This is a genomic window from Agrobacterium sp. CFBP 3001 (assembly GCF_027871605.1).
GTDB classification, from domain to species: Bacteria; Pseudomonadota; Alphaproteobacteria; order Rhizobiales; family Rhizobiaceae; genus Agrobacterium; species Agrobacterium leguminum.
Window position 1 is genome coordinate 12,341 of record NZ_JAQAHD010000030.1, and the last position, 13,701, is coordinate 26,041.

The following is a 13,701-nucleotide window of genomic DNA, read 5'->3' on the forward strand; positions in this document are numbered from 1 at the left end:
TTTTTCACAAACATGAATTACCGATCTGTAGGAGGAGCAGGTATGAGAAAATCATTGATCCGTCTCGCATTCACCACGGCCCTTGGCGCCATGCTGGTGCAGGCAGCGCCGGCCGTGGCCAAAACACCGAATGACCAGCTTGTCATCGGAACCTCACTGGCTCAGGTGCTGTCGCTTGATCCGCATCAGGCCACCGAAGGAAAAGCCAACGAAATCATGTCCAACCTCTATGACCGTCTGATTTCGGTTGATGGTTCGGGCAAGGTTTCACCGCAGCTTGCCGAGCGCTGGGAGATAGATGACAAGGGCATCACCTTCCATCTTCGCGAGGCCAATTTCGCCTCGGGCAATCCGGTAACCTCGGCAGATGTCGTCTATTCGCTCAGCCGGCTGTTGAAGATGAACCAGGCGGCCGCAGCCAACCTCAAGCGCGTTGGTTATAATGCCGATAATGTCGACAAGCTGGTGAGCGCGCCGGATGAAAAAACGGTACGCATCGATCTTTCCGGCGAAACCACGTCCGAGCTGCTTCTTTACCGTCTGGCCATGGTCATCGCCAGCGTCGTCGACAGCAAGGAGCTCAAGACGCATGAAAGCAGTGGCGATTGGGGCAATGGCTGGCTGAGAACCAATTCCGCCGGTTCCGGTCCCTTTACGCTCAATCGCTGGTCACCGAATGAGATCATCATTCTCGAGGCCAACAAGAATTATGTGGCCGGCAGCCCGAAAATGCGCCGCGTCATCGTGCGGCATGTGCCGGAAAGCCAGGTGGAGCGCCTGATGCTGGAGCGCGGCGATATCGACATCGCCAGTGCGCTGACGGCTGCCGACCTTGCAACCTTCAACAACAAGGAAGGCTTCCAGATCCAGCGCGTGCCGACGGGCGGCTTTTACGTCCTGTCCATGAATGCCGGCAAGGAACCTTTGCCCAACCCCAAGGTCCGCGAAGCGATTGCCTATGGCATCGACTACAAGGGCATGGAAAAGACCATCATGGGTCCCTATGGCCGGGCGCGCACGGTGCCGGTGCCGGAAAACTTCGAATACGCCATTCCGAGCCCGGACTGGAAGCTCGATGTGGAGAAGGCGAAGGCGCTCCTCAAGGAGGCCGGTTATGAGAACGGCTTCACGCTTAATCTGAAGACGATTGCGCAAACGCCGCGTATCGATCTCGCCACCGCGATCCAGGCCTCACTCAGCCAGATCGGCATCAAGGTCAATATCCAGCAGGGTAACGGTTCGGACGTGATTGCCGCCCACCGTGCGCGGGATTTCGATCTGCTCATTCCGCAGACCGGCGCCTATATGCCGAATGTGCTGGGCTCGATGGAGCAATTCTCCAGCAACCCCGACAATTCGCTGGCCGCCAACAACGCCGGCAATTTCGTCTGGCGCTCGGCCTGGGACATTCCGGAACTGACGGCGCTCACGGCAAAGGCTTCGCTGGAACCGGACGCCAAGAAGCGTGGGGAAATCTACACCCAGATGCAGGAAATGTTCGTCGCCCAGAAGCCGGCGGTGCTGCCGATGTTCGAGAGGTTCGAGCCGATCGTGCTGAATGCGCGCGTGAAGGATTATGTGGGCCACCCCAGCCAGACGACCCGGCTGGAAAAGGTTACGAAGGATTAAGGGCAAACTATAGTCTTTGGAACCTGCGACGGGCGGTTTTACCGCCCGTTTTTTTATTGGCGGTTAGGTCCGTACCCCTGAAAGCGTCCTCCATGACGCGCCTCCGGCTCTTCGCGGACACGAAACTAGTCGCAGCAGGTGGTTGTCGCACGCCATCCAGTAATTTCAGGGGGTTTTCTCAAGGACTTCATCGGTTTAGACCGACCGATGACTATTCCTTCCATCGGGCGAGAGTCGTGAACTCCGCTCACCCACCTCCCGAAGAATGCGTTGATGACCATGAACCTTGCACAGATAAAACTTCCGTCTCGGCCGCTGAGCCTCAAACGTGGCGTCATTTCAGTGCCGGCAGCCTATTATTTTTCCATTCCGGTGCTTCTGGTCATCACGGCCGTCATGCTCGTCGCCGAAGGTCCGGGCATATTGCGCGACTATCAGATCAGCAAAGATCCGCTGGAGATTGAAAACGGCGATATCAGCGGTAGCTGCAAGACGCGCAAGGCAATCTTCACGACCTGTGAGGCGGATCTTTCCTATGACCATGCGGGCGTGAGCTACAAGAAGGATGTCGAGGTCATGTTCGTCGATTTCCATTCCGGCGATTATGAAACCGGACTGGTCATCTCCGCGAAGAACCCGGAACTCGCTACGATTTCGCTGGGCCTCGACATGCTGTGGAACCGCATCATCACACTTGGGGTGTTCGTTGCCCTGCTCGGCTTCGGCAGTTTGGCGATGTTGTTCACGCTTATCCGTGTCCTCCGGGTTCGCCTGCAGCTGCGCAAGCCCGCACCGTTGACCGTCATTCCGGTGGCGCTGACGGCGGTTGCCGAAAAACGCAGCCGTCTCTTCGTCACCTATGCCGATACGGTCAGAGAAGACAAGACCAAGCGGCAGTCCTTCACCCATCTGGAGAGGGGGCGAATCCCGGTCGTCGTTGGCCATAACGGAAAACACGATGTTGCGTTGGCAGTCTGGCACGGCAAGACCGCGCTGCCGGTTCTGCTCGACGACCGGCTGGAGCGGATCGAGCTATCGGAGCAGGAAAGGGCGGAGGCTCTCGCATCGCTTGCCCCGATGCTTGCGAACCAGACACCGGAGGGCGCCTCGGCTCCGGGTGCGACGAGTGCGAAAGGGCCGAGCCTCCTGCGCAGACTGGGGACTTTCGTTGCCATCGTGGCCGTCATCGTCGTCGCGGTTATCGGTTACTGGCTGTGGTACGTCACCAGCGCCCCGTCGCAGTTCAACTCGCCCGGCATGGACCTCAACAACATGATGCCCGCAGCAATTAACGAGTGGGGATGCGCCCGTCTGCAGGAGCGTTTCGCCGATGGCCCGGCGCCTTTCGGATGCACCGCAGCCGATTATCGAAGCTGGAAATAAACGGCTTTTCCTCTAGTCCCGGCCGGGCCGCGCGCGAAAAAGCTTACGGGCTGCCGCGTGCGGCCCGTTCCTTTCTGTACGTTGCAGGACAGATCGTTCCATTTATCAATAGTTGCATTAGAGATTTATAAATAAACCACTCCCATAGTGCCACCGTGAGCGGTTCTTCAGAGGCTGGGAGAGTGCGTCATGTTCACGGTTCTGGAATGCGTTGTCGTACAACACGACCGGGCGGTCGTGCTTCTTGCGGCTGTTATCTGCCTACTTGGCATGTTTGCTTTTTTTCATCTTTTATTGCGTGCGGAGGAAAGTCCGGCTGGCCGCAAGCCCTATTGGGTGCTGGTTGCCGCCTTTGCCGGAGGGCTCAGCGTCTGGGCCACGCATTTCGTCGCCATGCTCGCCTATAAGGGCGCGGTCCCGATCGGTTATGATTTCGCCTTCACGGCGTTTTCGGCGGTTCTTGCAGTTTTCGGTTTCTGGCTGGCGCTCACCAGCCGTTCGCAGGCCGCTTACAACCCGGCGATCGTCGGCACGCTGGTCACGCTGTCGGTTGCCGTCATGCATTTCGTCGGCATGGCGGGAATGGATGTCGCCGCCACGATCAGCTATCGGTGGGGGCCGGTGCTGGGTGGTTTTGCGGTTGCCTGGGCGTTTTTTCTCCTCGCCTTTTTCCTTTTTCGCCGCCTCGGCTCCTGGCAGCGCATCGCCGCGCCGGCTGGATCGGCGATTTTCGCGATCTGCGCGCTGCATTTCACGGCCATGTCGGCCACGGTGCTTTCGCCGGATCCGTCCGTATCGGGGCCTGATCCCGACAATGTCGCCCGGCTGATCATGATCTGCGCCATTTCCGGCGTCACGTTCCTGATCCTGTCCACCACCGCCGCCGCTGCTCTTGTGGATCGTTACCTTGTCGATCTCAAGGGTCTTGTGGATGCGACGCTCGATGGTCTCGCCGTCGTTCGCGATGGGCGGATCGTGGAGCTTAACACCCGTTTTGCCGGCCTTCTGGGCCGGGAAGAAGCGTCGCTGGTCGGACAAAACCCCGACGATCTCTTCAAGGCCATCGACGGACAACCCGCCTATCTGCCGCGCCATGCACCGGTGGAGGCGGTGCACGAGCGCGCCGGGCAGGCGCAGATATTCGAACTCGGCGTACGAACGATCGAATATCGCGGCCGCCCCTGCGAGGTGATGGCCATTCGCGACCTGACGGAAAAGCGCGAAGCGCAGCGGGAAATCGAATATCTCGCCCGCCACGACGTCCTGACGGGCCTTTCCAACCGCACCATGTTTCAAACCCGTCTTCACCAGCAGATCGAGCATTGCGACGAGGAGGACGAATTCGCGCTGCTGGCGCTCGACCTCGACCGGTTCAAGGCGGTCAACGACATATTCGGCCATGCCGAGGGGGATCGCGTCCTGAAAAAGGTCGCCGCCATTCTCGATGAATGCGCAAGGGCAGGCGATGTGGTCGCCCGTCTCGGCGGCGATGAATTCGTCATCCTGACTACCCGGCATACAAGGGCGGAAGAGGCGCGCCTGCTGGCTGAGACGATACTTGGCATGTTTGCGCTGAAGATGAATGTTGCCAACGATCCGACCTCCGTTGGCGTCAGCATCGGCATCGCCGTCTTCCCGCGGGACGGGAAGGACGATGAAAGCATCATGCACGCCGCCGATCTGGCGCTCTACCGCGCCAAGATGGGCGGGCGCGGCATATTGGCCTTCTACGACCCGGTGATGGATCAGGAGGCGCGCGAACGCCGCCAGCTCGAAACGGATCTGCGGCTTGCCATCAATCGCAACGAGTTGCTGTTGAATTATCAGCCGGTGCTGTCAGTCGAATGCGGCCAGGTCGTGGGTTACGAGGCGCTGGTTCGCTGGCAGCACCCGACACGGGGCGTGGTGCCGCCGGATGTTTTTATTCCGATTGCCGAAGAGAGCGGTATCATCATCTCGCTCGGCGAATGGGTGCTGCGCGAGGCCTGCCGTCAGGCGGCCGGCTGGGCACCGCACCTGAAGATCGCGGTGAACGTTTCGCCATTGCAGTTTTCGCTGGCCAATCTCGGTCATGTCGTCTGCACCGTGCTGATGCAGACCGGACTTTCGCCCAACCGGCTGGAACTGGAAATCACCGAAGCCGCGCTTCTGAAAGACCGAAGGGCGACATTGATCATCCTCAACCAGTTGAAGGCGCTCGGCGTCGCCATCGTCATGGACGATTTCGGCACCGGTTATTCCTCGCTCAGCAACCTGCAGAGCTTCCCCTTCGACAAGATCAAGATCGACCGCAGCTTCATCGCCGCCATGAGCGACGATGACAATGCCCGCGCCATCGTGCGTGCGGTGATCGGCCTCGGCCGCAGCCTCGATCTGCCGGTGACGGCGGAGGGAATTGAAACGGATGCGCAATACCGCATGGTGGTCGACGAGGGTTGCGCGCAGGCGCAGGGGTACCTCTTCGGCAAACCGGATGCCGCGCCCGCCCAGGTCGTCAGCGCAACCACACGGAAGAAACATTCCGTTTGATAAAAGATGCGGCGGCACAATGGTGTCGTCGCCCTCCTTTCCCATGTCCGATGGAACGAGAGCCAAGGCAGATCGTTAGGTTAGCGTGTGGCGCGTCCATGCCGCTGTCAGCCCGACCGGGCGATATGCCTGCTGTGTCAGCGAATGCGCCACGGATGGACATCTATCTATGGGAGAGACCGCGATGACAGACCGCCTCGAGCCACAGGACCCGCGCAGCCAGTATCCGCGCCCGCCTTTTTCGACCCCGACCCAGGAAATGCCGGGTCTCGTGACGAATATGACGCCTTTCCCGGACCATGGTGAAAAGACCTATCGCGGCACCGGCAAGCTTGCAGGGCGCAAGGCGCTCATAACCGGCGGCGATTCAGGCATTGGCCGTGCGGTGGCCATCGCTTTTGCAAGGGAAGGCGCGGATGTGGCGATCTCCTATCTTCCGGAAGAAGAATCCGACGCGGAGGAAGTCGTGGCGCTCGTCGAGGCGGAAGGCCGCGTGGCGGTCGCGCTGCCCGGCGATATTACCGACGAGGCCTGGTGCCGCGAACTGGTCGAGAAAGCGGCCGGTGATCTCGACGGGCTGGATATTCTGGTTATCAACGCGGCAAGGCAGCAATATCGCGACGATATAGAGGAACTGTCGACGGACGATTTCGACCGCACCATGAAAACCAATCTTTATGCCCTGCACTGGATTGCGCAGGCGGCTGTTCCCCTTCTCAAGCCGGGGTCGTCGGTAATCACCACGGCGTCGATACAGGCCTATGAGCCCTCCGCCATCCTGCTGGACTACGCCACGACGAAAGCCGGTATCGTCGCCTATACGAAAGCGCTTGCAAAGCAGCTTATCGAAAAGGGTGTGCGCGCCAATTCCGTCGCTCCCGGCCCGTTCTGGACGGTTCTTCAGCCGAGCGGCGGCCAGCCGGACGAGAAGGTGAAGAATTTCGGCAAGGACAGCGATTTCGGCCGCCCGGGACAGCCGGTGGAACTGGCGCCCGTCTATGTGCTGCTGGCATCGCAGGATGCGAGCTTCATCAATGGCGAGGTTTATGGCGTGACCGGCGGCAGGGGCATTGCCTGAGGCGATGTCCGCCAATGCCGGATGGGCCTTTGAGGATTTCGAGATGAAACGGCAGGCAGAACGTGCAGACAGAAGTTTGAAGAGCTTCGATGTTCGCGACCGGCTGATACTGGCGCTTTATGCGCAGTTGAAAGCGGAGCGTCAGACCCGTGAGGCCATGGAATGGGTTATCCGCAATGGCGGGCTGTCGCCGGAGGTGCTGGAAGCCATGGCGTCCGACCCGGTGCCGGTTCTGGCGGAGGCGGATGTGCCCGCCATCGAGCGCATTCTGGCCAAGGGCCGACGCGGAGACATGTCCTCCCGCAGCGATGACGAGGGACGACGGACATGAACCGGAGAGCGAGCTGGAGGGGCCATCTGAGCTTTGCCGATTTCAACTGCGAAGTCGGTCTTTATTCCGCACTGACCTCGGCGGAGAAAATCTCCTTCAATATCGTCAACCGCAAGACCGGCCACCGCGTCGAGCGGCAATATGTCGATAGCGATACCGGCGAGGCGGTTCTTCGCGAAGATCAGGTCAAGGGATACGAACTCGACAATGGCGACCACATCGTCATCGAGGGAGACGAGATTGCAAAGCTGATGCCGGAAAGCGACAAGGTCATCCGCGTCAGGCACTTCCTGTCCTGTGACGAGATCGACAAGCTTTATTTCGACAAGTCCTATTATCTCGCGCCGAGCGGGGAGGACGGCGAAGAGGCGCTGACGCTTCTTGCCAGGGCAATGGACGACGAGAATGTCGCAGCTCTCGGCGAAGCGGTGCTTTTCCGCCGCAACCGTGTCCTGCTGATCCGTCCGAGCGGTAAGGCTCTCGTCGCTACGACGCTGAATTTCAGCTACGAGGTCCGTTCGCAGACATCCGTCTTCAAGTCGATCCCCGATATCGAGTTCGATGAGGAAATGCTGGAGCTGGCCGGTCACATCATCGAAAAGCGTGCGGGCACATTTGACCCGGCAGACTATAGCGATCGGTATAATGATGCACTCGCAGAACTCGTGAAAGCCAAGATCGAAGGCCGGGAAATCGCCAAGCCGCCGCCGCGCAAGGAAGACAATATCATTGATCTCAAGGAGGCCCTGCGTCGCAGCGCGGGGGCCGAAGCGGGCAGCAGAAAAAGGGCGACGGCAGGGGGCCGGAAGGCCCCGCGGAAAGCGAGCTGATCCATGGGATTGCAGACCTATAACGCCAAGCGCAGTTTCGACAAGACGCCGGAGCCCAAAGGGACGACGGCCGAACAGCAGGGCTCTAGCTTCGTGATACAGAAACACGATGCCCGCCGTCTGCATTATGATTTTCGGCTGGAAATGGACGGTGTGCTGAAAAGCTGGGCGGTGACGCGTGGCCCGAGCCTTGATCCTGAGGACAAGCGGCTTGCCGTGCATGTCGAGGACCATCCGCTTAGCTATGGCGATTTCGAGGGTGTCATCCCGAAAGGACAATATGGCGGCGGCACCGTGATCGTCTGGGATCGCGGCACCTGGCAGCCGATCGGCGACGCCCGGAAAGGTTATCGCAAAGGCCATCTGGAATTCGAACTGGACGGCGAAAAGCTCAAAGGCCGATGGCATCTGGTACGCATGCACGGAAAGCCCGGAGAAAGCCGGGAGAACTGGCTGCTTATCAAGGGCGATGACGAGGAGGCGAGGCATAAGGGCGGCGCGGATATTCTCGAAGAACGGCCGGAATCCGTAAAGACCGGGCGCAGTGTCGAGGAAGTTGCAGCCAAACCGAAGGATACATGGAACTCCAAAACGGTATCGAAAAAGACCGTGGCTTCTGCCTCCGGCAAGAAACAGGCGCATGCGCTGCCAAAAGGCGCACGCAAACTGGCCATGCCATCTTTCGTGCCGCCGGCGCTCGCCACGCTCAAGCCGAAACCGCCCAACGGAGATCGCTGGCTGCATGAAATCAAATTCGACGGCTATCGTCTGCAGGCGCGCGTCGATCGGGGCAAGATTCAATTGCTGACCCGCAGCGGGCTGGACTGGACGGAGAAATTCGGCCGGGCCGTGACAGGAGCGCTCAGGGCGCTGCCGGTGGAAACGGTGTTGATCGATGGCGAAATCGTCGTCGAACGCGATAACGGCGCCTCCGATTTCTCCGCCTTGCAGCAGGATCTGAGCGAAGGGCGCAGCGACCGCTTCGTATTCTATGCCTTCGACCTTCTTTACCTCGATGGCAGCGATCTGCGCGGTGCGGCATTGAGCGAGCGAAAGGCGCTGCTCGAAAAGTTGCTGCCAGCGGGTGACCCCCATCTGCGTTACAGCCAGCATTTTGAGGAAAGCGGCGCGCTTGTTCTGGACCATGCCTGTCGGCTCAGCCTCGAGGGTGTCATTTCCAAAGTCAGGAACAGCAAATATGTTTCGGGCCGCAAGGGCGAATGGGTAAAATCCAAATGCTCGATGCGACAGGAATTCGTCATCGGGGGGTATACCGTCTCTTCCACATCCGACCATGCCATCGGATCGCTGGCGCTTGGCGTTTATGAAAATGGCAAGCTGCGCCATGTCGGCCGTGTCGGGACAGGTTATACGGGTGAAGTGGCGGAGATGCTGCTTGGCCGCCTGAAGCCGCTTGAGCGCAAAGAAAGCCCGTTCGGTGAGAAACTCACCGCGCTTGCCCGCCGCGATCTTCATTTCGTCAAGCCGGAACTGGTGGCGGAAGTGGAGTTTCGTGCATGGTCTGGAGATGGCAATCTGCGTCACGCCTCCTTCCGGGGGTTGCGCGAAGATAAGCCCGCAGCAGAAATCGAACGCGAGGAGAAGGCCGTGTCCGATACCCAGGCGCCGCAATCGAAGATCAAGTTCACCCATCCGGACCGGCTTTATTGGCCGGAGGACGGCGTGACGAAGGAGGGGCTTGCCGACTATTATGCGCAGGTCTGGCGGCAGATGGCGCCCTTTGTCGTTAACAGGCCGCTGGCATTGTTGCGCTGCCCGGAGGGCATAGAGGGGCAGCGATTTTTCCAGAAACACGCCTGGCGCGGCATCAACAAGGCCGTCGAGCAAATCAAGGATCCCAGGGACAAGGGCGGAGAACCGCTGATCCGCATCACCGATTTCGATGGTCTGATGGCGCTCGTGCAATCAGCCGCGCTCGAAGTCCACCCATGGGGCGCGACCACCGCCAATTGGGAAAAGCCGGACATGATCACCATGGATATCGACCCCGGCGAGGATGTGACATGGGAAGAGGTGATCGAAGCGGCGCTGGAGCTGAAGCGGCGTTTCGAAGAAGCCGGGCTTGCCGCTTTCGTCAAGACCTCCGGCGGCAAGGGCCTGCATGTTGTCGCACCCTTGAAGCCACAGGCGGGCTGGGCCCCGGTCAAAGCCTTCGCCAACGCCATGGCTGCGGATATGTCGAAGGCCGAGCCGGAGAAATATCTCTCCGTCGCCACCAAGGCGAAACGGCAGGGCCGCATTTTCATCGACTATCTGCGCAATGGCAGGGGCAATACGGCGGTTGCGGCCTATTCGACACGTGCCCGGCCGGGAGCCGCCATTTCAGCACCGCTCGAATGGTCGGAACTCACCGCCGAGATCGGCCCGGCCCATTTCACCGTCAACAATATCGGCGCGCGTCTTTCCGCGCTGAAAAAAGACCCGTGGGATGGATTTTTTGCCGCTGCCGAGCCGCTTCCGAAAAAGCCCCGCTGAAGGCATCGAGCCTCAGCTTCTCTTTTCGGAAGCAAGGCTTTTCTTCAGGGCGTCCATGATGTTGATGACATTGCCCCCGGCGCGGGCCTTCGTGCCGGTTTTCTTTTTCGAGGAGGAGACCTCGTCGCCCTTGGTCTTCAGCAGGGACTTGATCTTCTTCTGAATGGGGTCCTGCACCAAAGCCGGTTTCCAACCCGTCACCTGTTTGCCGATGCGTTTTTCCATGGCGTCCAGCAGCGGCCGGCCGATTTTCATCTTCGGCTCCAGCGCGTCGATGCTTTCGCGCACCTCTTCGCCATAATGCAGCGTCCACAGGATGATGCCTTTCCCCGACGGTTCGAGGAGCACAGCCCTTTCACGACGGTAGATCACCAGACGCGCGATGCCGAAAACATCGTTCACCTTCATGGCTTCGCGAATGACGCTGAAGGCTTCGGTGCCGATCTTGTCTTCCGGGCGCAGAAAATGCGGACGGTCGTACCAGATCCAGTCGATCGATCCTTTTGGCACGAAGGTCTTGATATCGATCGTGCGGGTGCTTTCCAGCGCTACCGCATCGATCTCGTCATCCTCCAGAATAATGTAATCGTCCTCGGCGCGGGGAAAACCTTTTACCTGGTTTTTGGCGGCGACCGGTCGGTGGGTGATGCTGTCGACATAACGGCTTTCGACGCGATTGCCGGTTTTGCGATTGAGGATGTGGAAGGTGTATTTGTTGCCTTCCGTCGTCGCGGGCGTCAGCGAGACGGAGGCCGTCACCAGCGACAGCTTGAGATAACCCTTCCAGAAAACCTGCCGTGCCATGTCCGCAATCCGCATTGGTCCCCCGGAACAACAGCCACGGGGTGGCTTTTGTTCCGGGAGGAGCGGCAAATCGGGGCAGGGATGGAGCTGTCAGCCGAACAGCGACGTCAGCCCGTAAACCGCGGCGGATATCAGCGCAGCCGCCGGCATGGTCACGATCCAGGCGATGACTATGTTGCCGGCAAGGCCCCAGCGCACCGCCGAGACGCGGCGGGCCGCGCCGACGCCGACGATGGCGCCGGTGATCGTGTGGGTGGTGGAGACCGGAATGCCGAGCCACGTCGCACCGAACAGCGTCAGCGCACCGCCGGTTTCGGCGCAGAAACCCTGCATCGGGTTCAGCCGGGTGATCTTCGATCCCATCGTATGGACGATGCGCCAGCCGCCGAACAGCGTGCCGAGCGCCATGGCCGACTGGCAGGAAATCACCACCCAGAAGGGCACGTAGAAGCTCTCGCCCAGATGTCCCTGGCTGAAGAGCAGAACGGCAATGATGCCCATGGTCTTCTGCGCGTCGTTGCCGCCGTGTCCCAGCGAATAAAGCGAGGCGGAGATGAACTGCATCACTCGGAAGGTGCGGTCCACGGCAAAGGGCGTCTGCCGCACGAACAGCCAGGAGACGGTGAGCACCAGAAGCAGGGCGAGGAAGAAGCCGATGGCCGGCGACATGAAGATGGCGCCCACGGTCTTCAGCAGGCCCGACCAGACGATGGAATTGAAACCCACCTTCGCAAATCCCGCACCGACGAGCCCGCCGATCAGCGCGTGCGACGAGCTGGAGGGAATGCCGAAAATCCAGGTGACGATGTTCCAGACGATGGCGCCGATCAGCGCCGCGAAGATCACCTGCGGCGATACGATGGCCGGATCGATGATGCCGGTGCCGAGCGTTTCGGCCACATGCAGGCCGAAGAACAGGAAGGCGATGAAATTGAAGAAGGCCGCCCAGGCGACCGCATATTGCGGGCGCAGCACACGGGTGGAGACGATGGTGGCGATGGAATTGGCGGCATCGTGCAGGCCGTTCAGAAAATCGAAGAACAGCGCGATGGCGATAAGGCCGATTAGCAGCGGCAGGGCAAGTGCGACATCCATCAGACGTTCTCGATAACGATGCCGCTGATCTCGTTGGCCACATCCTCGAAGCGGTCGACGACCTTTTCGAGTTCGCCGTAGATCTCGCTGCCGATCATATAGGCCATGGCATTGCCGCTTGCGCCGTGGCGGCGGAAGAGGTCCTTGAGACCCAGATCGTGAAGTTCGTCGGAGCGGCCTTCAACGCGGGTCACCTCTTCGGAAATGGATGACAGGCGATGCGCATTCGTGCCGACCTTGTTGAGAAGCGGAATGGCTTCCGCGATGAGGCCGGCTGCGCGCACGATCTCATGCCCCATTTCCTTCATCAGCGGATCGAATTCCGTTTGCTCGAAAAGACGGATGGTCTTGACGGTCTTGTGCATCATGTCGATGGCGTCATCCATCGACTGGATGAGATCCTTGATGTCGCCGCGGTCGAAGGGGGTGATGAAGCTGCGCCTGACGGCGAGCAGCACCTCGCGGGTGATGTCGTCCGCCTGATGTTCGAGGGCGACGATAAGGTCGCAGTTCTTCTCGACGTCGATGCCGCTCAAAAGTTGGTCAAGGGCCTCGGCCGCTTTGATGACGGTTTCGGAATGTTTGCTGAACATGTCGAAGAAACGGTCCTCGCGCGGCATCAGCTTGCGAAAAATACTCATCATGCGAATTGGCCCTCAATGGCGCTTTATTAGTTGTGTGGGGTGATTGTCATAAAACTGTCATAAATGCACGCGGGGCATTGATGCAACCCGGAAAATCAGCACTATCAACGGATATGAAACCCACCAAGAAAAGCCGGAAAACCCGCCCGGCTCGTGCACTGACATTGCTCCAGCAGCTTGCTGCGGTTCCGGAAAAGCTCTTCACCGGCGCTTTCCGGCAGCAATATGCCGCGCTCTGTTTCCGTTATGCCGGCAATGGCGAGGATGTCGAAATCCTCCTCGTCACGTCCCGTACCAGCGGACGCTGGATCATTCCGCGCGGCTGGCCGATGAAACGCAAGAAGCCGCACGAGGCGGCGGCAATCGAGGCGTGGGAGGAGGCGGGCGTGCGCGGCCGGGTGAAAAAGAATGCGGTTGGCCGCTATACCTATCTCAAGATGCTCGACAATGGCGATGTCGTACCCTGCATGGTCGATGTATTCCAGATAGAGGTGACGGAAGCGGAAACCAGTTTCAAGGAACGCGGTGAACGCCTGCTGGAATGGGTGCGCCCGGATGAGGCGGCAAGGCGCGTTCGCGATATCGAACTGAAGTCGCTTCTTGTCGATTTTCGTCCGAAGGGCAAAAAGAAGCGTCAGGGCAGCGAGAGGCCGTAACAGCACCCGTCCGGCATCCGCTGCTGTGCCCAGGACTGTAATGCCGCCGCAATGGGCGATCTCCAACCTTGCCTGATGATTGTCGTCAGGTGCCGTTGCATGAAACCATGTCGTCTCGCTCTCCGCTTTTTATTGCATTATCTCCATCCCATCATCGTCCTCGCCGTGCTTCTGGCGGGGCCAGCCGCCATTCTCCTGCTGAGATGACGGCAGTCCTTTGGATGCA

11 protein-coding genes are annotated in these 13,701 nt (G+C 59.7%); 8 read left to right on the forward strand and 3 right to left on the reverse strand.

Translation table 11 applies throughout. The annotated features are described in order from the left end of the window. The first annotated feature begins 90 nt into the window (after window positions 1–90). The 7 genes from PH605_RS23320 to ligD all read left to right on the forward strand — a co-directional run bounded on the left by PH605_RS23320 (window position 91) and on the right by ligD (window position 10,276). Window positions 91–1,629 (forward strand): ABC transporter substrate-binding protein, encoded by a 1,539-nt coding sequence (locus PH605_RS23320; protein ID WP_237680967.1) that lies wholly within the window; start codon window positions 91–93, stop codon window positions 1,627–1,629. A gap of 279 nt (window positions 1,630–1,908) precedes the next feature. Beyond that, a complete protein-coding gene (locus tag PH605_RS23325; RefSeq protein ID WP_142846448.1) occupies window positions 1,909–3,012 on the forward strand; it encodes a hypothetical protein in 1,104 nt (367 codons plus the stop codon). A gap of 189 nt (window positions 3,013–3,201) precedes the next feature. Next, window positions 3,202–5,541 carry a bifunctional diguanylate cyclase/phosphodiesterase gene (locus tag PH605_RS23330; RefSeq protein ID WP_142846440.1) on the forward strand — a complete coding sequence of 780 codons (2,340 nt, stop codon included), beginning with the start codon at window positions 3,202–3,204 and terminating at the stop codon, window positions 5,539–5,541. Between the two features lie 184 nt (window positions 5,542–5,725). After that, on the forward strand, window positions 5,726–6,619 hold the full coding sequence (locus PH605_RS23335; RefSeq protein WP_142846438.1) for an SDR family oxidoreductase: 894 nt from the start codon (window positions 5,726–5,728) through the stop codon (window positions 6,617–6,619). 43 nt (window positions 6,620–6,662) lie between these two features. Continuing rightward, on the forward strand, window positions 6,663–6,950 hold the full coding sequence (locus PH605_RS23340; RefSeq protein WP_065657763.1) for a hypothetical protein: 288 nt from the start codon (window positions 6,663–6,665) through the stop codon (window positions 6,948–6,950). Continuing rightward, window positions 6,947–7,780, forward strand: coding sequence for a non-homologous end joining protein Ku (gene ku / locus PH605_RS23345; RefSeq protein WP_142846436.1), 834 nt, complete (start codon window positions 6,947–6,949; stop codon window positions 7,778–7,780). The genes PH605_RS23340 and ku (PH605_RS23345) overlap by 4 nt, the downstream gene beginning before the upstream one ends. A gap of 3 nt (window positions 7,781–7,783) precedes the next feature. Continuing rightward, window positions 7,784–10,276: a DNA ligase D gene (ligD, locus tag PH605_RS23350; RefSeq protein WP_142846434.1), complete on the forward strand. Its 2,493-nt coding sequence runs from the start codon at window positions 7,784–7,786 to the stop codon at window positions 10,274–10,276. A gap of 12 nt (window positions 10,277–10,288) precedes the next feature. On the opposite strand, the gene ku (PH605_RS23355) is transcribed toward ligD, so the two are convergent. The 3 genes from ku (PH605_RS23355) to PH605_RS23365 all read right to left on the reverse strand — a co-directional run bounded on the left by ku (PH605_RS23355) (window position 10,289) and on the right by PH605_RS23365 (window position 12,819). Then, window positions 10,289–11,080 carry a non-homologous end joining protein Ku gene (gene ku / locus PH605_RS23355; protein ID WP_162856879.1) on the reverse strand — a complete coding sequence of 264 codons (792 nt, stop codon included), beginning with the start codon at window positions 11,078–11,080 and terminating at the stop codon, window positions 10,289–10,291. A 90-nt stretch (window positions 11,081–11,170) separates the two neighbouring features. After that, on the reverse strand, window positions 11,171–12,175 hold the full coding sequence (locus PH605_RS23360; RefSeq protein ID WP_003521775.1) for an inorganic phosphate transporter: 1,005 nt from the start codon (window positions 12,173–12,175) through the stop codon (window positions 11,171–11,173). Beyond that, a complete protein-coding gene (locus tag PH605_RS23365; protein ID WP_080858014.1) occupies window positions 12,175–12,819 on the reverse strand; it encodes a DUF47 domain-containing protein in 645 nt (214 codons plus the stop codon). Before PH605_RS23365 ends, PH605_RS23360 begins: the two co-directional genes overlap by 1 nt. Before the next feature lie 113 nt (window positions 12,820–12,932). On the opposite strand from PH605_RS23365, the gene PH605_RS23370 reads away from it, so the two are divergent. Next, window positions 12,933–13,475 (forward strand): NUDIX hydrolase, encoded by a 543-nt coding sequence (locus PH605_RS23370; RefSeq protein ID WP_059758602.1) that lies wholly within the window; start codon window positions 12,933–12,935, stop codon window positions 13,473–13,475. Window positions 13,476–13,701 lie beyond the last annotated feature (226 nt).